We start from the raw sequence: 19,545 nt of genomic DNA, 5'->3' as shown, positions 1-19,545 counted from the left end.
AAGTCGATGCAGATCGGTTTTATCGGCCTTGGCAATATGGGCAGCGGCATGGCCGCCAATCTGGTGAAGGCGGGGCATCGCGTCCATGCCTTCGATCTGGCCGCTCCGGCGCTGGAGCAGGCACGCGCCAGCGGCTGCGAGACCTTCACCACGGCGCGTGAGACGGTGGCGGGGGCGCAGGTGGTGATCACCATGCTGCCCAATGGCGCGATTGTGCGCTCGGTCTATGCCGAGGATGTGATCGGCCATGCGCCGCAGGGGGCGCTGCTGATCGATTGCTCCACCATCGATGTCGCCAGCGCCAAGGCGGTGGCGCAAGAGGCTGGCGCGCGGGGCCATGCAATGGTGGATGCGCCGGTCTCGGGCGGTATCGCGGCGGCCAGGGAAGGCACGCTGACCTTTATGGCCGGGGGTGAGGCTGCGGCTTTCGCTCAGGCCGAGCCCATCCTTCAGGCGATGGGCAAGGCAGTGATCCATGCCGGTGAGAGCGGCGCCGGGCAGGCCGCCAAGATCTGCAACAACATGCTGCTGGGCGCCAGCATGATCGCCACCTGCGAGGCGTTCAAACTGGCCGAAAGGCTGGGGCTCGATCTGCAGACCTTTTACGATATTTCCTCCAGGGCTTCGGGCCAGTGCTGGTCGATGACCTCCTATTGCCCGGTGCCGGGCGTCGGCCCGGTCACGCCTGCCGACAGGGACTATCAGGGCGGTTTTGCGACCGCGCTGATGCTCAAGGATCTGAAGCTGGCCATGGCGGCGGCAGGCGATGTCGGCGCCCATGTGCCGATGGGCGAGCGGGCAGAGGCGCTTTACGAAGCCTTTGCCGGGCAGGGGAATGGCGGCTTCGATTTCTCCTCGATCATCCGCAGCCTGTAACGCGTCAGGTGGCGGACAGATCGTCCAGCTGGGCGGTGCGCAGGCGGGTGAGGCGCGTCAGCACCGCCTCCCTGGCAAGGCCCGGCGCGGCGAGGGTGGCAAAGCGCAGATAGGCATCGCGATAGGTCAGCCAGGCACGCTGGGTCTTGCGGATATCGTCGGGTCTGGTCGTGGTGAAATTGTTCTTGCTGCCGGCCCAGACCATCGCCTTGCGATAGCTGGTGTTGAGCTGAGCATCGGCCATGGCGGCGTCATTGGCGCTGGCGGCGGGCCATTGGCCGGACTTCAGCCGGTCGAGATCCTTGAGGAACTGGTTCTGCACGCGGTCCTGCTCTTCGATCACCAGAGCGGCGCGGGCGGTGCCGGTGAGATCGACCTCGCCGCCGCCATGGGCATCGACAAAGGCATCGAAGCGCTGTTTCATCGCCGTGTAGAGCGGGCGTGAGGCGGCCGGGAAGCCGGCGATCAAGGCGGCCAGCCTGCTGTCGCGCCCCGCCGCCTTCTGGTTCGAGCGGCGCGCCTGACATTCGCCCTGGGCCAGACCGCTGCCGATATCGTCGCAATAGTCGAAGGGGCCGGGTTTGCTCTTCAGCGACTGGAGATGCTGGACGCGGCTTTCATTCTCCATGGGGGAGCCATCGATCTGGCAGGCATAGGCGGTGGCGAGATCGGGGTCGCGCTTGACGCCAAAGCCATTGGCGTAGAGCTGCATCAGGATGGTCTCGCCGCCGAAGGTGGAGGCGTCATCCTTGTTCTGGATTTGCGCAAAGGCGCATTGGCGGGCCTTGAGATAATCCACTTTGATGCCTTCGCCGTAATAGGTTTTTTCCGCGTCACAGCCCTTCAAGGCCTTGATCTGCGCGGCGGAGGGGAGATCGGCGATGGGCGGTTTGGGCTGGCCCAACCGGTGGCAGACGGCCCGGACTTTGGCATCCACCGCATCCCAATTGCCGGAGGAGATCTGCGTCAGGGCCGCCGCAGGCATGGTGGCGATGGCCAGAGCCAGCAGGATGATCTTCGGGCGGGGCATCACCAGTTTCTCCAGCGTAAAACAGCGTGTTGCGCTCTTTGCCCTGCCGGCGGGCATTTCTCAACACAGCTTGCACAGGTGGAGAGTTTACTCGCGTCCTCCGGATACCACTGAGGCTTCGTCGGGAGACGAAATGGGGGTGCAGGGGGCGTAACGCCCCCTGCGTTGCACTTCTTCCTAACACAACTGCGAGGCCTAACGCCGCCTCACACCCCCTAACGAGCTTTTTCCCGACCCCTGCGCCACAAGTCTCTCAACGGAACAACGCACATCAGGAGTTGCAGCGATGAAATGGCAGGACCTCACCACAAGCGAGCTGGAAACCATCGACCGGGCGACGCCGCTCTTCCTCTCCATCGGCGCGGTGGAGCAGCATGGGCCGCATCTGCCGCTGGCCACCGACTCCCTGATCGGCGCCTATTTCCTTGAGGAACTGGACCGCACGCTGGGCGAGAAGGTGCTGATCCTGCCTCAGGTCAGCGTGGGCTGCTCGCATCATCATATGGATTTCTCGGGCACGCTCAGCGTCAGCCATGCGGCGTTTCAGGCCTATGTCGCGGCGATCCTGCATTCGGCGCTGGCGCATGGCTTTACCAATGTGGTGCTGTTCAACAGCCATGCGGGCAATCAGGCTGTCGCCAATCTGATCGCCGAGGAGGTGGGCGCGGCTCACCCCGGTTGCCGGATCGTGCTGGCGGGCTGGTGGCTGCTGGTGGGCCCCGAATTGCGCAAGCTGCGCGAGGGTGTGGTGGGGCTCGACTCCCACGCAGGGGATCTGGAAACCTCGATCGTGCTGCATGCCGCGCCCGATGCGGTGCGCGCCATCGTGCCGGGCGATCACCTCTGCACCCACACCTTCGACTGGGCCAGCGGCGATCTGCTGCGGGCCGAGCGCGCCACGCTCTATCGCACCATGCATGAGCGCACCTGCGGCAGCGGGGTCGCCGGAGATCCCACGCTGGCGACGGCGGAGAAGGGCGAGGCGATCACCGGTTACGTGATCGACGCGCTGGCAGACATCGTCGCAGACCTTACAGGGCAGGAGTAAAGCCCCCCACTCCCCCTGTGACGGGCGTCGGCATGCCCCCCGGCCGACGCCCGTCGATTGCGTTCAAAAGTCCATCGTGATCGAACCGCGCACGGTGCGGGCCAGGCCCACATAGAGCGTCGATCCGCCGGTGGCCCAATAGCGCTTGTTGGTCACATTGTCGGCGTTGATGCGGAAGGTCATGGCCTTGCGCGCGCCCAGCGGCATGCGATAGCTGGTGCCAAGGCCCAGCAGCGCATAGGCAGGCAGCACGCCCTGATCCAGCACATCGGTGTAGCGCTTGCCGGTGTAATAGACGCCCGCATTCAGCCCCAGCGCGGGCAGCACGGCAGGGTGATATTCGGCAAAGGCCGAACCCGACCAGCGCGGCGTGCTGTCGATGAATTTGCCATCCTGCGCCGCAACGCCCGTCTGCCGCTGGATCGCGGTGAGATATTGTCCGGACAGCACCACCGACAGTTCCTTCGTCAGATTGCCCTGAACCGAGGCCTCGATCCCCTTGTTCACCTGCCGCCCGTTGACCAGATAGGTGTTGGTGGCCAGATCGGTGTAGGTCAGCCCCCGGTTGATATGGAACCAAGCGACCGACAGCAGCGCCCCGGCAAATTCGGCGCGGGTGCCGATCTCGATCTGGGTGCTCTTGATCGGGGCCAGCACATCGCCCGCATTGACGGTGCCATCGGGCGCGGTGCCCGCGCTTTCCAGACCCTCGATATAGGTGAAGTACAGGCTGGTCTTCTTGGTGGGGCGCAGCACAAGGCCGCCGGTCGGCGTCCAGGTGCGGACCGAGTAATTGGCCGTTGCCGTGCGCGTGGCGTAATCGACATGGCGCACGCCGCCGATCACCAGCACCTTCTCGCCAATATGCGCCAGATCCAGCGCATAGAGGCCGGTGTCGATGTTGGTCGATCCGGTGGTGGTTTTCAGCGTGGTGGGCGTCAGGCTGGGCAGGGTGACGGTGATTGGGCTGTAGAGATTCTGCGTGTAGGCGGCATAGCTCTGCGTGTGCTGATCTTCCTGCACCTGCCGGTTGCGGGCATAGCCGAAGAGGATCTCATGCCTGATGCCGAAGGTCTCCACCTTGCCCGAGATTTCCGTGCGCCAATAGAGGTTCGAATATTCCTGGTCCCCGGCAAAGGTGGTGGCGACAGTGCCCGTGCCGGTCGTCAGATTGAACTTGGCGATGTTGGCGATCATCCGCGCGCGCTGGGTGTTGGCATAGCCTGCCTCGGCGCGGATCGACCAGTCGTCGGAGAGGGCATAGTCGGCGCGGCCCAGCGCATTGGTCACCAGCGTGCGATAGGGCGCATTGGCCGGGGCATAGCGGTCATGCGGATCGGGGATGGCGGGCAGGGTGATCTTGCCGTTGACTGCTGTGGGCAGCGTGATGCCGCCCGGCTCATCGGTGGCACGGCGGTAATGCTCGACATCGAGTTTCAGCGAGAGGCGATCTGTCACCTTGGCATCGAAAGCGCCGCTGACCACATAGCGCGAGCCGTTCACGCCATCGATCGGCGTTTCCACATGCGAACCATAGGCGTTGATCCGCGCGCCGAACTGCTTTTCCGATCCGAACTGGCGGCCAATGTCCACGCCCGCGCCCACGCTGCCTTCCACATCGCCGTTCACGTAAAGGCTGGTGACGGGCTGCACGCCCGCCCGTTTCGTCACCACATTGACGATGCCCGATGGCGTGCTGATGCCGTAATAAAGCGCCGAAACGCCCTTCAGCAATTCCACACGCTGCTTGTTCTCCAGCGGGATCGGCCCGAGGTTGATGATCTGCAGCGCGCCATTGAGGCGATAATTGGTGCGCGCATTCATCAGCACGCCGCGCGAGAGGAAATTGTTGGTGGTCGTCGGGCTGGTCGACTGCTGGGTGACGCCGGGCGTGTTGCGCAGCGCGTCGTCCAGACCGATGGCGCCCTGATCGTCGAGCAGCGAGCGCGTCATCACCGCGATGCTGGCGGGCGTATCCATGATCGACTGGTTGCGGAAGGCGCCGACCTGCACGACCTCGGCGCGGAAGGGCGCTTCATGCTTGCCGGTGACGACGATGGAATCATCGAGGCTGCGTTCCACACGGGCATCGTCGCTGGTGGATTGCGGATCGCCTGCGGGACTGGGGGCAGGCGCGATGGAAACGGCGGCGGCAGCCGCGACGGCAAGAGTAAGCATGATATGGACCCCCTGGTCGGTGTTCCGACTGATGTGGTGGCCGCATTATCGTTGATGAAAATCATTTGCAATAGCGTAACGATATGTATTCGTGGCAGGGCGTTTTGTCTCTCGGGCGGGTTCAAAAAAGCTTTCGGGCGCCGTTCTTGCCTCGGGATGCGGGGCAGGTTTTCGGGCGGAACGGGCTTTCAAGGAGTGCAATGATGGATGTTTCCAACGTGGTGATGGGCAGCCATCTGTCGATCAGCATCTCGGGCACGGCGCGGTTGCAGCAGCAGGCCGGGACAACCTCTCAAACCGACACAACGGACAGCGCCGAACAAACCGTGGCCGAGGCGCTGAAAGCCGCCAATTCGACCACCTTGCAGGCCATCGAACAGGCGCTGAAGGCCTTTTCGCCGAATGCCTCGCTGGAAAACTATCAGCCCGGCAGCCGCTTCTACAACGGCTCGGGTGCGTATATCGATCTGATCGTGTGAAAAAGCGCCGGTCCGTTGCGGGACCGGCGCTCCTTCATCATCAGCCCTTGCGGCCGGTTTCGAAGAGGAACCAGCGGCGGCCTTCGGTTTCATCGAGCCAGTTTTCGATCAGGCTGGCGGTGACGACATCGCGATGCTCCTCGCACAGCTCATGCAGGGCGCGCAGGCGGGTGGCCAGATCGCCATTGTCGTCGCGCAATTCGGCCAGCATGTCCTGTGGCTCGACGTAATCGGCGTCATTGTCCAGCACACGGCTCAGGCGGGCGATCTGGCCGATCGAGCGCAGCGTCGTGCCGCCCAGCTTGCGGGCGCGCTCGGCGATGGGGTCGGTCATGGCGAAGATTTCATCGGCCTGACGGTCCAGCAGCAGATGGTACTCAGTGAAATGCGGGCCCGAGACATGCCAGTGGAAGTTCTTGGTCTTCAGATACAGCGCGAAAACATCGGCCAGCAGCACGGTCAGTGCAGCGGAGAGATCGCGGGTGGCCTCTTCCCCAAGGCCCGAGGGCGTGGCGAGGGGAGCAAGGCGCTTGGCTTGGGCGGTGATCGACATGAGACTGGTTCCTTGGGTGAGGTGAGGAGGGCAATGTGGCGAGATTCTTCGCCGCATTCTTGGATGAAACGGATGGATTTCAGGCCAGCGTGGTGGCGATGGCGATGCCCGCTTTCAGCGTCAGCGTGACGGGTGTTCGCTCTGCCACATCGGCAAGGTGCGCGGCTTGATCGGCATCAAGCCCAACGGGATGCAGCACGCGGCGGATATGGCGCTGATCGCCCGCGCCGCTCAGGCTGAGATCGATATCGAGGCTTTCCAGCGGCCAGCCCTTGTGGTCGGCATACATGCGCAGGGTGATCGCGGTGCAGGCGGCCAGGCTGGAGAGCAGCAGATCATAAGGCGCAAAACCCGCGCCCTTGCCGCCCAGCACTTCGGGCTCGTCGGCGATGAGCTTGCGGCCGTTGACTTCGATCCGAGTGGCATAGGGCGTCTGGCCGATGGCGGCATGGGCACGGGTCATGGCTTGTCTTTCGTAGAAAGGTGGCCGGCAGAGGGATACCGGCCACAGGGGGGATTTAGGCAGCGTCAACCAGAACGATCTCGGTGTCTTCCAGCGCGGTGACCTTCAGCACATCGACATCCTTGATCGCGGCGCCGTCACGGGTGCCCACGCGGATGTCATCGATCTGAACCGCGCCGATGGCAGGCACCAGATAGCCGCGGCGGTCCTTGCCCAGCGGATATTCCGCCGTTTCGCCAGCCTTCAGCGTGGCGGCCACGATGCGGGCATCGGTGCGGATCGGCAGGGCGTCGTCGTCATTGTCATAGCCGCTGGCCAGCACCACGAATTGCCCGGCGCGCTCACCCTTGGGGAAGGGGCGGGCGCCCCAGCTCGGCTGGTCGCCGCGCCGGGTGGGCACGATCCAGATCTGGAAGATCTTGGTGGCGATATCCTCCATATTGTATTCGCTGTGGGTGATGCCGGTGCCCGCGCTCATCACCTGAACGTCGCCGGCCTCGGTGCGGCCCTTGTTGCCCAGATTGTCCTGATGGGTGATCGCGCCCTCGCGGACATAGGTGATGATCTCCATGTCGCGGTGGGGGTGCGGGGGGAAGCCGGTCTGCGGGGCGATGATATCATCGTTCCACACGCGCAGATTGCCCCAGCTGGTGCGTGCCGGATCGTAATAATCGGCGAAGGAAAAATGGTGCTTGGCGTTGAGCCAGCCATGGTTGGCACCGCCAAGGCTGTTGAAAGAGCGCAGTTCGATCATAGGTCTTCTCCTGTGAAGGACGGTGACCGGGGGGGTGGTCTGCTGTCCTGATGGAGTGGTTCTAGCGGCGACTCGTCCATCAGGTTAGCTGGATAAATGAGTTCAAGATGTTCTATAAAGTTGAATGATTGCGCTTGTGCGGAGGGCAACGCAAAAAGCCCGCGCCACGCGTTTCGCGGGGCACGGGCCTTTAATGAAAGACTGTGTTGAGAGGGTTTTAGCCTTCGCGAGAGGCCGGATGCAGCGCGCAGGCCGCCGTCCCGCCAAGGATCAGCACACCGGCCAGCGCCAGAGGCAGCGCCATTCCGCCCCATGGACTGGGAAGTGCCAGCAGGAATGCCCCCAGCGCCGCGCCTGCAAAGATCGCTGCCACACTGGCCACCCGGCGCTGCCAGTTGGGGTTGGCACCGCCCGCCATGCTGGAGTCGGCGGCAAGGCCGGTCAACGTCAGCGTCAGCACGGTGGTGGTGAGATCGGGCACTTTCAACTGGCGCACCGTGGCATTGCGGAAACCCATCGCCAGAGCGGTCAGCACCACAATGCTCAACAGCGCGGCATCGGGCGATTGCGTGGCGACATCGAAGAAGCACGAGACGCCAGCGGCAGCCCACAGCAAGGCTGCCTCGATAATGGCAGCGCGCATCAGCCAGCGGTGAAGCGGGCCGCCCTCCTGCTGCTTGCCGATATGCCCGGCGACAAAGGCCCCGGCCAGAAAGCCGCCGATCGCCACGATGTAGGAGAGCGGATGGAAGCCCGGCGTGCCCACGGCGGCAAAGCCCAGAAAGACGATGTTGCCGGTCATGTTGGCGGTGAAGACCTTGCCCAGCCCCAGTACGCTGATCGCATCGACAAGGCCCGTTGTGACCGAAAGCAGCAACAGCAGCAGAGGCAGCGGGGAAGAACGGGGCGGTGTAGAGGTGGAGGCCATGGTGGTGTCCTTGAAGGGCGTTACGGGGTGGGCGTGATGCCCTGCAGGGAGATGGTGCCATCGGGCGCCAGAACGATCCCGGCCTTGCGGGCGCCCCGGGCGTCGATCAGCACGATACCCGATCCTCCCGCATTGTTGAGGAAGACATAGGAAGACGCGCCACCGGGCCGGTCGAACTTCACATGAGCGCCCTTGTCATCGATCTCCAGCGAGGCCGTGGGGGCGTTGGGCGCGGGGTTGGCCAGCCGGATCGCCGGGCGACCTGCGGCATCGAGGCTGATGGTGGCGCCGGGCGTGTCATCGCCGCGCAGCAGCTGGATGGTGGGCGTGCCATCCCTGGCGGAGAGCACGATGCGGGCATGGCCCTGAGCATCGGTGACGCGGATTTCCTGCGTGACGACAGGGGCAGGGGGAGCAGCTTGCATGGTGCTATCCTTTCAAGTCGGAGATCGCCGCCAACTCGCTGCGGAACTGAGCGGCGGCGGCATCGAAGCGCTCGGCGCCCACATCGAAGACCCAGCGGGTCAGCGTCAGGGGCTCGACAAAATTCATGGCGCGCAGATGGGCCGCGGCATCCAGCGCGCCGGTCAGTCCGTGCAGCATGGCGAGGGAGGCCCCGGCAGTTTCGGCAGGCGTCAGCCCGCCATCCAGCATGCTGGCGGCCAGAGCGATGCTGCGGATCGGGCGGAAAAATGCTGCGCCAACCGCCTGTCTTACCGCACCTTCCATCACGGCGGGCGACCAGTCCTCGGGCGCGCCCAGACCGAACACCAGCAGCGCCTTGGCGGCCACCCCGGCGGGCGGGTTGGAGAGGAACAGGCTTTCGCCCCGCTCCGCCTTGAACAGGCCATCCTTGCGCATGGTGGTCAGCGTGCCGCCCAGCGCCTGATCGAGGTGGGCAAGTCCGCCACCCAGCGTGGCGCCATGGGCCTCATGGGTGAACATGCAGGCGCATGACAGATCGACCGTGGCGGCAGTGCTGTCCCATCCGGCGACATCCACCGCTACATGCCTGTATGATCCAAGGGTTTGAACCTGTGTCATGCGCCTGCTCCTTCCTGAGGCTTACTGCTGGATAAAGGCCAGAAGATCGGCGTTGATCACATCGGCATGGGTGACGGGCATGCCGTGCGGATAGCCGGGATAGGCCTTCAGCTGAGCGCCGGGCACGATCTGCGCGGCCAGCTTGCCGGTGGTCTCGAAAGGCACGATCTGGTCGTCCTCGCCATGCATCACCAGCGTGGGGACGGTGATGGCCTTCAGATCGGCGGTGAAGTCGGTTTCCGAGAAGGCCGCGATGCCCAGATAATGCGCCAGCGCGCCGCCGTTCATGCCCTGGCGCCACCAGTTGAGGCGCACCGCTTCCTTCACCTGCGCGCCCTCGCGGTTGTAGCCGAAGAAGGGCAGGGTGAAGTCGTAAAAGAACTGGCTGCGGTTGGTGGCGACCTGCTCGCGGATGCCGTCGAAGACCTCCATCGGCACGCCGTCAGGATTGCTTTCGCCGCGCAGCATGATCGGCGAGACCGCGCTGACCAGCACCGCCTTGGCGACCCGGCCCGGCTTGGCCTGAGCCACATAGCGCGCGACTTCGCCGCCGCCGGTGGAATGGCCGATATGGATGGCGTTTTTCAGATCCAGCGCATCGGTCAGGGCGGTCACATCGGCGACATAGGTGTTCATGTCATGGCCGGTGGCGGCCTGCGTCGAGCGGCCATGGCCCCGGCGGTCATGGGCGATCACGCGGTAGCCCTTGGCAAGGAAGAACATCATCTGCGCATCCCAGTCGTCGCTGCTGAGCGGCCAGCCATGGTGGAAGACGATGGGCTGGGCATCCTTCGCGCCCCAGTCCTTGTAGAAAATCTCGGTGCCGTCGGTGGTGGTGATGAAGGGCATGTCGGGTCTCCTGATTGGGGGTAAAAGCGTTTCAGAACTGCCGCTTGGCGTCTGCTGATGCCTGATTAGCCCTTGCGGATATTGCAGGAAACCAGCATAAAGATGTTCAAAATGTTCCAGAAAGTTGAATGATGAGTGATCCCGGTACGCCCACCTTCGATCAGTTGCGCATTTTCCTGGCCGTGGTGGATGCGGGCAGCTTCGCCGCCGCCGGGCGCCAGCTTGGGCGCGCCGTCTCGGTGATCAGCTATGGCGTGGTCAATCTGGAGACCCAGCTGGGCGTGATGCTGTTCGAGCGCGAAGGCTCACGCAAGCCGGTGCTGACCACGGCGGGGCGCGCCCTGCTGGCCGAGGCACGCGCGATCCATCAGGGCATGGATGGGCTGCGCGCCAAGGTGAAAGGCCTGCTCGACGGGTTGGAGGCCGAGGTCGATCTGGCGGTGGATGTGATGCTGCCCGCCGAAAGGCTGGGGCGCGTGCTGCGCGGCTTCCGTGAAATGTATCCCACCGTGCAGCTGCGCCTGCATACAGAGGCGCTGGGCGCGGTGCCCTCCATGGTGCTGGATCGCACGGCGGTGGTCGGGATTTCGGGGCCTCTGGCGGCGGGGGTCAAGGGCATCGAGGCGATCAGCGCCGGATCGGTGCCGATGGTGCCGGTGGCGGCGCCCGATCATCCGCTTGGGCTTATGGAGCATATCGCGCCGGGCGCGGGGCGTGACTATGTGCAGCTGGTGCTGACCGATCGCTCACGCTTTACCGAGGGTCAGGATTTCTCGGTGATGAGCCCGCGCACCTGGCGTCTGGCCGATCTGGGCGCCAAGCATGCTCTGCTGCGCGAGGGTATCGGCTGGGGCAATATGCCGCAGCATATGATCGAGGGCGATCTGGCGGCAGGCACTCTGGTCAAGCTGCATATGCCCGATCATCCGGGCGGGACCTATCGTTTTGCGGGCGTGTGGCGGCGCGATACGCCGCCGGGCCCCGCTGCCTCATGGCTGCTCGACCAGTTCGTGCAACTGGGCGCGCATGATCGCGAGTTGGAGGGGCTGGGGGATATCTAGCCCCTCGCGTGTGGTTACAGAGGTTCGCCGCTGATGGCGGGCGGCAGGGGCTGCGGGGCGAGTTGGCGGTAGAAGCCACCGGCCAGCAGGGCGCCGATGATCGGCGCGATCCAGAACACCCACAACTGGCTCAGCGCAAGGCCGCCGACCAGCAGCGCGGGGCCGGTGCTGCGCGCCGGATTGACCGAAGTGTTGGTGACCGGAATGCTGATCAGATGGATCAGCGTCAGCGCCAGTCCGATGGCAATCGGCGCAAAGCCCGAGGGTGAACGCGTGTCCGTCGCGCCCAGAATGACGACCAGAAAGCCGAATGTCAGCACGATCTCGATGATAAGCCCGGATTCCAGCGAATAGCCGCCGGGCGATTGCGGGCCATAGCCGTTGACCGCAAGGCCCTTGGGGCCAAGCTCGAAGCCCGGAGCGCCTTGCGCGATGTGCAGCAGCAGATAGGCGGCCACGGTGGCGCCGATCAGCTGGGCGATCCAATAGGGAATGATGTCACGCGCAGGGAAGCGCCCGCCAGCCCACAGGCCGACCGTCACCGCCGGATTGAGATGGCAGCCCGAAATATGGCCGATGGAATAGGCCATGGTCAGAACCGTCAGGCCAAAGGCCAGGGCGACACCGGTAAAGCCAATCCCCAGAGCAGGATAGGCAGCGGCAAGCACCGCGCTGCCGCATCCTCCGAAGACAAGCCAGAAGGTGCCGAAGAGTTCTGCGGTCAGTCTGTTGGTCAGTGGCATAAGTGAAGTCCTTGGCGAAAGGATTTGGGGGCGCCTTATGCTCACTGTGCCATGTGTTGTGGGAGTCTGCAGCATCACAATGCTGTGCTTTACAAGTTTTCATACTTGTCGCGGTGCGGGGAGGGGGATGAACCTTCCTCCCCGCATGATTTATTGGGGCGACAAGGCCTTGCGCAGGCCTTCGGCATCGCAGTCATTGGTCTCTGAACAGGCGGCGAAAGGCAGCGTCTGCACAGATTTCGGCCCGGACGGGGTGAGGTTGCGCATCTCGTCGAGACTCTGGGCGCGGAAGCGTACCGTCAGGCGATAGCGGCCTGCAGCATTGTGCCAGCGCTCGAAGATCAGAGCGCCACCGGGGGGCGGATCGTCGGGGGCGAATTGGGCGGCGTGCCAGTGCAGACCCAAAGCGCCGCCGATCAGCGCCAGATTGCCGTCATGGCCGACAAACAGGCTGAACGCCGGGGCTTGCGGGCTGGCCAGCGCCGTTGCCACGTCGCCCAGCAGTCTGGCGGAACCGGCGCGGGCGATGGCAGCAGGGCGCGCCGTCACCGCGAATTCCTGAGCATGCAGCATCAGCAGGCTGGTGATCTGCGCGCGGCTGGCGCGGCCCCAGCCGACCTCGCTCATCGGCTTGCCATCGGCATATTCCAGCGCCAGCGTTTCGGAAAAGCTGCCGCCCAGACCCAGCGCGCCCGCCAGCTTCACCTTGCCTTCGCCCGCGCTCAAGGCCGTGGGTTTGGCGGCGATGCAGGCAGCGGCATGGCATTGGAGGATGCGGTCGATCATGGCCCATTGCGGCGCAAGATCGCGATCAAGCGCCAAAGCCCCGCCGCGCGGCAACACGCCCTTGGCCGCCGCCAGCGTCTGTTCGGGCGAGAGCAGGGTGCTGCCGCTCTCGAAGGGCTGGAACAGGGGATCGCTTTCGCTCTGCCCCTTGTGTTCCACGCTCACCGTGCAGCCGGGCAGCAGCGTCGCGACATAGACCTCAGCGGTTCGCACCGTGCGCTGGTCAGTATCGGCCACGGCATGGATCGTGGGGCAGCCGGTGCCCAGCAGCGGCGCGTAGCTGGCCCGGTCAAAGGTGCCCAGCAGCGCCACGGCTTTCTCGCCATGATGGCTCAACTCGCCCCAATTCACATCCCATGTCGGCCAGGGCGCGGGCGCCATGGCTTGCGGCAGGGGATCAGCCTTGGTGGGCGGGCGCACGCCGTGGCGCATCACCACCACCACGCGGTCGAGCGTCCAGCCCGGTGCGCTTTCGGCGGCGAGGGCAGAGCCGGTGGCCACCGGCAGCGCCATCAGCGCCGCCAGTGCCACCATTGAGGATGTCAGAACGCGCCCCATCAGATATGCGCTTCCAGATTGAAGAAAATGCTGCGGCCCGGCTGGCGCCAATAGAGGTTGTAGGCCGCCTGCTGGCCGCTCTGCACCGCCGACTGGGTGCCGGCATAATCCGTCACCTGATGGCTGTTGAACAGATTGCCGACCTTGATCGAGGCGGTCACCTGATGGAGCGGGCCATAGACCTTGTCGAAATGCCAGCCCGCGGCCAGATCGGCGGAGAAAGTGGTGCCGATATGGCTGGTGGGATCGTCGATGGTGCCTGCCGCGATGGCGGTGTTGCCGTTGAGATAGCCGGCGGTGATGGCGACATTGCCATTGTCATTGCCATAGCGCGGGCCGATCCATTTGCCGATCAGCGAGCCGAAGGGGCCGTGCTTGTTTTCGTAAATGATGCCGGTGGCGGCGGTCCATTTGGGGGCTTCCTCCAGCGTGGCGCCGGTGCCCTTGTATTTGGCCGAGTTCAGCGTGGCATTGCCATAGAAGGACAGGCCCTTGGCCAGCACATACTGCCCTTCGAATTCCAGACCCTTGTAGATGGCGCCGCCTGCATTGACATAGCTGCTTTCCGCCGTGCCGCCCACGATGGTGGTCTGCGGCGAGAGGAAGTTGCTGAAATCGATGTAGTAACCGTCAGCCGAGAGGCTCCAGTGCTTGCCGTGGATCACGGTGCCGACCTGATAGTTCCACGTCAGTTCGGGCTTGAGCTGCGTGGGGTCCTGCACCTGGAAGACGGCAATCGGCGGCGCAAGGAAACCGCGCGCCACCTGCGCATAGGCTGACCAGCCCTCGGCAAGGCGATAGTTCGCGGCGATCGAGGGCTGCCATGCATCATAGGTGATGCTGGTGAGGCCATTCGGGCCATTCTTGTTGAGCGTGGCGTTGAGATCACGCTTGTAATTGGTGTATTTGATGCCGGGGTTGATGGTCAGGCCTTCGATGGGATGCAGGTCGACCTGAAGATAGGGCTGCCACGTCGTGCCCTTGTCTTCGTAAATATAGGAATAGGCGGTGCCCGTCTTGCCGGTGACGGGGATGGCCCCCTGCGAAATGTCGACGGTTTCGGAGAAGCGGTCGTCATGCTGGGAATCGAACCACACGCCCCATTTGATGTCGGCCATCTTGGTGTTGACGGCAAAGCGCAGCGTATCGCCCCAGGTGCTGACCACCGCGTCGGTGAACTTGCCCTTGATGTCGCTGGCATAGGTGGCGACCTTCGAACCGATCTTGGTGGGGCTGTAGAAGGTTACGCCATTGTCGGCCACGTTGGTGTCAGAGGCGTCGCTCGACTCGGTGTAGTCATGGACGAAGCCGTTATGGTAGACCTGATTGTCGATCTTGACCGGGCCGATCTGCGTTTCGAGGCGAATATATTCGAAGTCGGTCTCGTAACGGCTGGGCTGATAGCCATAATAGCACATCGCCGCCGTGTTGTAGCACAGGCCGTAATTGTTGCCATATTGGGCGTACTGCTGAAGCGTGGCGCCTTGCGTGGTGTACTGGTTCTCACGGTTCCAGCTGCCCAGCGCGGTCAGCTTCGTGGTCGGGCTGACGTCATAGATCGCCTTGCCGATGACATTGGTGCGCTTCTCGTTCGAGCCCGTCAGATAGCCATCGGTCTGCTCATGCTGCCCTTCGAGGAACATGCGGAAGCCGCCGATGTTGCCGGTGTCGACACGACCGCCGCCGGCGAAGGTGTTCCAGCTGCCCGCCGTGCCATAGGCATCGACATCGAAGTGATCGAGCGGGTCTTTCGAGAGGAAGCCCACCGTGCCGCCAAACGTGGCCTTGCCGATGGTGCTGGCCGAGCCCGGGCCGCGATCGATCTGCGCCTGCTGCAGCGCATGGGCGATGAACAGCGAGGAGGTGGTGTGATGCAGATCCTGCGAATCGCCGAAGGGAATGCCATCGAAGGTGACGTTGTACTGGCCATCCTGAAAGCCGCGGATCGCCATCGTCTCGGCCTTGCCGATGCCGGGGCCGTTGGGGTTTTCGCTCCAGACGCTGGGCTGGAACTTGATGATGTCATCGATGCTGGCCAGCGGGGCGATGTTGTTGGCGATAAAGCCTTCCTGAATCACCGATGTGGGCTGCGTGACATTGAGCGGCATGGACGATGGCGCCAGCGGCAGCGCCGTGGCGATGACGGTGATCGCGCGGGAATTGTCGTCAGTGTCAGCGGGCGCGGTCTGGGCCAGCGCCGGTGTGGCGACGGCAAGCAGGCTTGTGGCGGATAACAGGATCGAACAGCGCATGGAGGAACCTTCCAGAAGGGGTTGGAAGGTCGCCTAGGTGAGCGGTATGACAGAACCCCCGGCCAAAGATGACAAGCTTGCAAGGTTGGCGGTTTCCGCCGTTTTCAGCACGGATGGAGCGGTTGTTTCGGCCAGAGGCTGGGCGGGAAAGCGCAATTCCACGATCATCCCCGGCGCCCCGTCCAGCAGTCGCAAGCTGCCATCGTGAAAGCGCACAATCGCCTGAGCAATCGCCAGCCCCAACCCGCTGCCGCGTGAGGAGGTCGCCACTCTGCCACGCTCGAAGGGTCGGAGCACCCGGGCACGGTCGGCTTCGGGCAGGCCGGGGCCATCGTCGGCCAGCGTGACCACGGCTTCGTTGCCCTCGCGGCGCAGGGCGAGGCGGGCCTTGGTGCCTGGCGCGGTGTGCAGGGCCACATTCTCCAGCAGATTGACGAAAAGCTGCTGGAGCAGGCTGCGGTCTCCCACCACCGTGGCCGGGGCGAAGGGCCCGATGGCCAGCGCGCAATCGGCCTCCATCAGCACCGCCTCCATGGTGATGCCCACATCCTCCAGCAATTCGGCCAGAGGCAGCGGCTCGCGCGGGGCATCATGGCGCCCGGCCTTGATTTCGGACAGGCGCAGCATGGCCTCGAAGGTGGCGATGATCGCGGTGCATTCGCGCTCGGCGGCAAGGCGCATGGCGGCGAAGTCTTCCGCATCCTCGACCTCGCGCCCCAGCAGAGCGCGCAGGCGGGTGAGCGGCGTGCGCAGATCATGCGCCAGATGGCTGGCGAAATGACGCTGGCCTTCCACCATTTCCTCCATGCGGGCGATCATGCTGTTGAAGCTGTCGGCCTGAGCGGCGAAGATGCCCTCCATGCCTGCGACAGGGATGCGCTTGGAGAGATCCCCCGCCGCAATGGCATCGGCAGTGGCACGGGTGAGCGCCAGACGCGCGGCGATCATCCGCGCCATCGCCCGGCTGGCGAAAATGCCCATCGCGGCGCCAGACAGCGCCAGACAGGCCACCAGCGCAGGCAGCATATGCTGCACCACCTCCTTCATCTCATCGTGATGCAGCACGGTGAGATGCGCGCCATCGGGCAGTCGGATGGTGTAGGCGCGGCCATCCTTGGGCTTGGAATCGCCGTCGCGGTAGCTCAGCGTCACCACGCCGTCGCGCTGCAGGGGCAGGTCCACGCGGCCCACGATGCGGCGGCCCGAGGCATCGTAAAGCAGCGCAATCTTCATCGAGGTGGAGCGCGAGGCCGCCCGCCTCACCACACGATCCGCCACGGAGGCAGTGTCGCGCGGGGCGCCTTCCGGCATCAGCTTGCCCATCTCCTTGAAGAGCGAGGCATCCAGATCGCGCGAGAATTGCAGGCTGGTCAGCGTCAGCACGATCAGCGCCGTCAGCACCATGCCCAGAGCCACCGCCGCGCCGATGCGCAGCGAAAGGCGGCCAATGCGCGGCTCGCCCTGGCGCAGGGTGTCGATCAGACGCATTCGTCGCTCATCAGCATGTAACCCTCGCCACGCCGTGTGATGATGGGGTCGCAGCCCAGTTCCTGCAGCCGCCGACGCAAACGCGAAATGTTGGTGTCGACAATGTTGGTCACCGGCTGGAAGGCATAGCTCCACACGCCTTCCAGCAGCATGGCGCGGGTGACCAGCTTGTCGGCATGGCGCATCAGGAACAGCAGAAGCGAAAATTCCACGCGGTTGAGATGCGCCTGTTGCGTCCCGAAGCGCACTTTGTGATTGGCCGCATCAAGGCTGAGCCGCCCGATGGAGAGGGTGATCGCATCGCCATGCACCTGCGCCCCGCGCCGCGTCAGCGCGGAAAGCCGGGCGTTCAATTCATGGATATCATAGGGTTTGGCCAGATAGTCGTCGGCCCCGGCGTTGAGCCCCTCCACCTTGTCCCGCGCGCTGCCCAGAGCCGAAAGCATCAGCACCGGCGGCAAGGGCCCGCGCGCCCGCAGATGGTCGAGCAGGCCGGTGCCGGTCAGATCGGGCAGCATGCGGTCGAGGATGATCGCGTCGAAAGACCCTTGCGCAAAGGCGCCGATGGCTCCGGCTCCGGTGGCGCAATGGGTGCAGTCATGACCCAGCGTGCTCAGGCTGCCGGTCAGCTCCTGCGCGATCAGCGGGTCATCCTCGACAAGCAGGAGTTGCAATGGGGCGGTCCTCGGGCGGGAGACATGAAACCGCCCGCCGATAGCGCCCGGATGTGACAGTTCTGTTATGGCGTTTTTATGACAGCAATGTCTTGAGCTTAGCGCCATCGGGCGAGCCCAGACCGGTGCAGGCATCCCAGCCCTTGGCGGCCTCGAAACCGATGCTGCCTGATTTGTTGTTGCCGCTGACGATGTCGCGCAGCGCCGAAGGATCGCCATAAAGCTGGGCATGGATCTGCCCCAGCGGCGCCTTGCGACCGGCGTTCAGCCCGGCCACGATTCCCGCCCACAAAGGCGCCACCGCGCTGGTGCCGCCGATGATCCCGGTCTGGCCATCGGTGATGATGCGATAGCCGCTGTCAGGATCGGCATCGCCCGAGACATCGGGCACGCCGCGCCCGCCGCTCTTGTCGCTGGCGGGGGGAACGCCCGCCTTGTCCTGATAGCCGGGCAGGGCAAACAGCGTGCTGACCCCGCCGCCGGTGCCGCCGCCATTGCTGTTCCACACGGTTTCGCCCGTGATGGCATCGGCCGAGGCGGTGATCTTCGTGCCCCCGCAGCCCAGCACAAAGGGATCGGAGGCCGGATAATCGACATGGGCCTTGCCATCGCTCACCCCATCGGTGGCGAGGCCATCGCCGGAGGCGGCGCAGACCGTCACGCCAAGTTGCGCGGCATCCTTGAAGGCCTGCCCCATCGCGGCGATGGCCTGCTGGGTCCAGCCGCTCTCCGCCGAGCCCCAGCTGATGGACAGCACGCTGGGCCCGTTGTCCTGATCATGCACGGCTTGCGTGATGGCATCGACAAAGCCCTGATCGGTGTTGGGTGCGAAATAGACCGCGATTTTGGCCCCCGGCGCCGCGCCGCCCGCCACCTGAATATCGAGCGCCACCTCGCCATTGGCGCCGCTGGTGTCGGAAGGATCGTTGCTGGCCCCATCCACGCCAACGGCCACAATGGGCGGCACCGCCAGCGCCATCGCCTTGAAGGCGGCCTGATTGTCGGCATCGGTGTAGCCGCCGCCCAATTCGATGATGCCGATGCACTGGCCCGAGGCATCCACGCCGCTGACGCCATAAAGCCTGGCCACATCGGTCGGTAAAAAGCCCGCAGGTGGCGTCGGGCCTTTGTGCGGCACGATCTTGGGCGTGGCGATGGGGCGCGTGTCGAGCCCCAGCACGGCAGTGATCCGCCCGGCCAGATCTGTGGGCACATGCAGCGCGCCATGGCGGCCCCGGCAGGTCTGGCCATGGCCCTCATAGTGATGAAGCTGCGTGCCGAAGGCCTGCTCCACGGCAGAGGCCGGGCCACTCAGGCGGATCAGGCGGCGTTCGGGGCAGCATTCGGCCACCGTCAGGCCATGGCTTTTCGCAAAGGCTTCGATGGCGGCGATATCATCGGCATGCTCGGTGCTGCGTGCGGCATGCAGGGCGGCGCGGTCCGTTGCGCCTTCCATCGCACCATCAACGGGCCGGATATAGAGGCTGACAGCGATCTGCTCGTCAGCAGGCACACGCCCGATGGAGCGCATATCCCTGGGCGCGTCGCGATGGCTTCCGGCGAGCGGCTGGGTGAGATCGGCCATGGTCTGCCTCCTTGTTCTTTGGAACATACGGGTCGTGGTCATGCTGCCCAAGTCCCTTAAGTTTGAAAGGGATAGGCGCGGTATCGGAGCATCTTCCACTCTGCCCTGAGCGATGGAAAAACCCAACCGCGATCAGCGCTTTGCAGGGTGAAACGCCCCCATGGAAAGCCGGAGCGAGGGCAGGGGCACCGTAGCG

19 protein-coding genes are annotated in these 19,545 nt (G+C 64.5%); 4 read left to right on the top strand and 15 right to left on the bottom strand.

Annotation, left to right across the window (positions count from 1 at the left end; genetic code table 11):
- The first annotated feature begins 6 nt into the window (after positions 1–6).
- Positions 7–876: a 3-hydroxyisobutyrate dehydrogenase gene (mmsB, locus tag HGK27_RS11295; RefSeq protein WP_206240621.1), complete on the top strand. Its 870-nt coding sequence runs from the start codon at positions 7–9 to the stop codon at positions 874–876.
- Positions 877–880: 4 nt separating this feature from the next.
- Here the strand turns inward: mmsB and HGK27_RS11290 are convergent, their stop codons facing one another.
- Positions 881–1,906 carry a lysozyme inhibitor LprI family protein gene (locus HGK27_RS11290; RefSeq protein WP_241127381.1) on the bottom strand — a complete coding sequence of 342 codons (1,026 nt, stop codon included), beginning with the start codon at positions 1,904–1,906 and terminating at the stop codon, positions 881–883.
- Between the two features lie 286 nt (positions 1,907–2,192).
- Between HGK27_RS11290 and HGK27_RS11285 the strand changes: the two genes are divergently transcribed.
- A complete protein-coding gene (locus HGK27_RS11285) occupies positions 2,193–2,954 on the top strand; it encodes a creatininase family protein (RefSeq protein WP_206240617.1) in 762 nt (253 codons plus the stop codon).
- 63 nt (positions 2,955–3,017) lie between these two features.
- Here HGK27_RS11285 and HGK27_RS11280 read toward each other — a convergent pair whose 3' ends face one another.
- Positions 3,018–5,132 carry a TonB-dependent receptor gene (locus HGK27_RS11280; RefSeq protein ID WP_206240616.1) on the bottom strand — a complete coding sequence of 705 codons (2,115 nt, stop codon included), beginning with the start codon at positions 5,130–5,132 and terminating at the stop codon, positions 3,018–3,020.
- A gap of 200 nt (positions 5,133–5,332) precedes the next feature.
- On the opposite strand from HGK27_RS11280, the gene HGK27_RS11275 reads away from it, so the two are divergent.
- Positions 5,333–5,611 carry a hypothetical protein gene (locus HGK27_RS11275; RefSeq protein WP_206240614.1) on the top strand — a complete coding sequence of 93 codons (279 nt, stop codon included), beginning with the start codon at positions 5,333–5,335 and terminating at the stop codon, positions 5,609–5,611.
- A 40-nt stretch (positions 5,612–5,651) separates the two neighbouring features.
- Here HGK27_RS11275 and HGK27_RS11270 read toward each other — a convergent pair whose 3' ends face one another.
- From HGK27_RS11270 to HGK27_RS11240, 7 genes are all read right to left on the bottom strand, one after another.
- Positions 5,652–6,164: a Dps family protein gene (locus tag HGK27_RS11270; RefSeq protein ID WP_206240612.1), complete on the bottom strand. Its 513-nt coding sequence runs from the start codon at positions 6,162–6,164 to the stop codon at positions 5,652–5,654.
- A gap of 79 nt (positions 6,165–6,243) precedes the next feature.
- Positions 6,244–6,627, bottom strand: a complete 384-nt coding sequence (locus HGK27_RS11265) for an OsmC family protein (protein ID WP_206240611.1) — start codon at positions 6,625–6,627, stop codon at positions 6,244–6,246.
- Positions 6,628–6,682: 55 nt separating this feature from the next.
- Positions 6,683–7,381, bottom strand: a complete 699-nt coding sequence (locus HGK27_RS11260; RefSeq protein ID WP_206240610.1) for a pirin family protein — start codon at positions 7,379–7,381, stop codon at positions 6,683–6,685.
- A 217-nt stretch (positions 7,382–7,598) separates the two neighbouring features.
- Complete coding sequence (locus HGK27_RS11255; RefSeq protein ID WP_206240609.1) at positions 7,599–8,309, bottom strand: YoaK family protein; 711 nt, start codon at positions 8,307–8,309, stop codon at positions 7,599–7,601.
- 20 nt (positions 8,310–8,329) lie between these two features.
- The gene (locus HGK27_RS11250) at positions 8,330–8,734 is read right to left on the bottom strand and encodes a hypothetical protein (protein WP_206240608.1); all 405 of its coding nucleotides are present in this window, start codon (positions 8,732–8,734) and stop codon (positions 8,330–8,332) included.
- 4 nt (positions 8,735–8,738) lie between these two features.
- Positions 8,739–9,353: a M17 family peptidase N-terminal domain-containing protein gene (locus tag HGK27_RS11245; RefSeq protein ID WP_206240606.1), complete on the bottom strand. Its 615-nt coding sequence runs from the start codon at positions 9,351–9,353 to the stop codon at positions 8,739–8,741.
- Positions 9,354–9,374: 21 nt separating this feature from the next.
- On the bottom strand, positions 9,375–10,202 hold the full coding sequence (locus tag HGK27_RS11240) for an alpha/beta fold hydrolase (protein ID WP_206240604.1): 828 nt from the start codon (positions 10,200–10,202) through the stop codon (positions 9,375–9,377).
- A gap of 131 nt (positions 10,203–10,333) precedes the next feature.
- On the opposite strand from HGK27_RS11240, the gene HGK27_RS11235 reads away from it, so the two are divergent.
- Positions 10,334–11,263, top strand: coding sequence for a LysR family transcriptional regulator (locus HGK27_RS11235; protein WP_206243071.1), 930 nt, complete (start codon positions 10,334–10,336; stop codon positions 11,261–11,263).
- A 14-nt stretch (positions 11,264–11,277) separates the two neighbouring features.
- Here HGK27_RS11235 and aqpZ read toward each other — a convergent pair whose 3' ends face one another.
- The 6 genes from aqpZ to HGK27_RS11205 form a co-directional block, all read right to left on the bottom strand.
- Positions 11,278–12,006, bottom strand: coding sequence for an aquaporin Z (gene aqpZ, locus HGK27_RS11230; protein ID WP_206240602.1), 729 nt, complete (start codon positions 12,004–12,006; stop codon positions 11,278–11,280).
- Between the two features lie 150 nt (positions 12,007–12,156).
- Entirely contained in the window at positions 12,157–13,350 is a 1,194-nt protein-coding gene (locus HGK27_RS11225; protein ID WP_206240600.1) for a histidine-type phosphatase, read from the bottom strand.
- Positions 13,350–15,602, bottom strand: a complete 2,253-nt coding sequence (locus HGK27_RS11220; protein WP_206240599.1) for a TonB-dependent receptor — start codon at positions 15,600–15,602, stop codon at positions 13,350–13,352. Before HGK27_RS11220 ends, HGK27_RS11225 begins: the two co-directional genes overlap by 1 nt.
- A 33-nt stretch (positions 15,603–15,635) precedes the next feature.
- A complete protein-coding gene (locus HGK27_RS11215) occupies positions 15,636–17,090 on the bottom strand; it encodes a sensor histidine kinase (RefSeq protein ID WP_206240598.1) in 1,455 nt (484 codons plus the stop codon).
- Positions 17,081–17,764 carry a response regulator transcription factor gene (locus HGK27_RS11210; protein WP_241127049.1) on the bottom strand — a complete coding sequence of 228 codons (684 nt, stop codon included), beginning with the start codon at positions 17,762–17,764 and terminating at the stop codon, positions 17,081–17,083. The genes HGK27_RS11215 and HGK27_RS11210 overlap by 10 nt, the downstream gene beginning before the upstream one ends.
- 76 nt (positions 17,765–17,840) lie before the next feature.
- Positions 17,841–19,349 carry a S53 family peptidase gene (locus tag HGK27_RS11205; protein WP_206240596.1) on the bottom strand — a complete coding sequence of 503 codons (1,509 nt, stop codon included), beginning with the start codon at positions 19,347–19,349 and terminating at the stop codon, positions 17,841–17,843.
- Between the last annotated feature and the right edge of the window lie 196 nt (positions 19,350–19,545).

It is taken from the genome of Novosphingobium terrae (assembly GCF_017163935.1).
Taxonomy (GTDB): Bacteria; Pseudomonadota; Alphaproteobacteria; order Sphingomonadales; family Sphingomonadaceae; genus Novosphingobium; species Novosphingobium terrae.
This window is presented reverse-complemented; position numbering and strand designations above follow the sequence as displayed.

Excerpts from the sequence above, each read along its gene's own strand:
- HGK27_RS11255 (WP_206240609.1), bottom strand. The coding sequence starts at position 8,309 with ATGGCCTCCACCTCTACACCGCCCCGTTCTTCCCCGCTGCCTCTGCTG.
- HGK27_RS11260 (WP_206240610.1), bottom strand. The coding sequence starts at position 7,381 with ATGATCGAACTGCGCTCTTTCAACAGCCTTGGCGGTGCCAACCATGGC.
- HGK27_RS11250 (WP_206240608.1), bottom strand. The coding sequence starts at position 8,734 with ATGCAAGCTGCTCCCCCTGCCCCTGTCGTCACGCAGGAAATCCGCGTC.
- HGK27_RS11280 (WP_206240616.1), bottom strand. The coding sequence starts at position 5,132 with ATGCTTACTCTTGCCGTCGCGGCTGCCGCCGCCGTTTCCATCGCGCCT.
- HGK27_RS11245 (WP_206240606.1), bottom strand. The coding sequence starts at position 9,353 with ATGACACAGGTTCAAACCCTTGGATCATACAGGCATGTAGCGGTGGAT.
- HGK27_RS11225 (WP_206240600.1), bottom strand. The coding sequence starts at position 13,350 with ATGGGGCGCGTTCTGACATCCTCAATGGTGGCACTGGCGGCGCTGATG.
- HGK27_RS11205 (WP_206240596.1), bottom strand. The coding sequence starts at position 19,349 with ATGGCCGATCTCACCCAGCCGCTCGCCGGAAGCCATCGCGACGCGCCC.
- HGK27_RS11285 (WP_206240617.1), top strand. The coding sequence starts at position 2,193 with ATGAAATGGCAGGACCTCACCACAAGCGAGCTGGAAACCATCGACCGG.
- HGK27_RS11265 (WP_206240611.1), bottom strand. The coding sequence starts at position 6,627 with ATGACCCGTGCCCATGCCGCCATCGGCCAGACGCCCTATGCCACTCGG.
- HGK27_RS11290 (WP_241127381.1), bottom strand. The coding sequence starts at position 1,906 with ATGCCCCGCCCGAAGATCATCCTGCTGGCTCTGGCCATCGCCACCATG.
- mmsB (WP_206240621.1), top strand. The coding sequence starts at position 7 with ATGCAGATCGGTTTTATCGGCCTTGGCAATATGGGCAGCGGCATGGCC.
- HGK27_RS11235 (WP_206243071.1), top strand. The coding sequence starts at position 10,334 with ATGAGTGATCCCGGTACGCCCACCTTCGATCAGTTGCGCATTTTCCTG.
- HGK27_RS11220 (WP_206240599.1), bottom strand. The coding sequence starts at position 15,602 with ATGCGCTGTTCGATCCTGTTATCCGCCACAAGCCTGCTTGCCGTCGCC.
- HGK27_RS11240 (WP_206240604.1), bottom strand. The coding sequence starts at position 10,202 with ATGCCCTTCATCACCACCACCGACGGCACCGAGATTTTCTACAAGGAC.
- HGK27_RS11275 (WP_206240614.1), top strand. The coding sequence starts at position 5,333 with ATGATGGATGTTTCCAACGTGGTGATGGGCAGCCATCTGTCGATCAGC.
- aqpZ (WP_206240602.1), bottom strand. The coding sequence starts at position 12,006 with ATGCCACTGACCAACAGACTGACCGCAGAACTCTTCGGCACCTTCTGG.
- HGK27_RS11215 (WP_206240598.1), bottom strand. The coding sequence starts at position 17,090 with ATGCGTCTGATCGACACCCTGCGCCAGGGCGAGCCGCGCATTGGCCGC.
- HGK27_RS11270 (WP_206240612.1), bottom strand. The coding sequence starts at position 6,164 with ATGTCGATCACCGCCCAAGCCAAGCGCCTTGCTCCCCTCGCCACGCCC.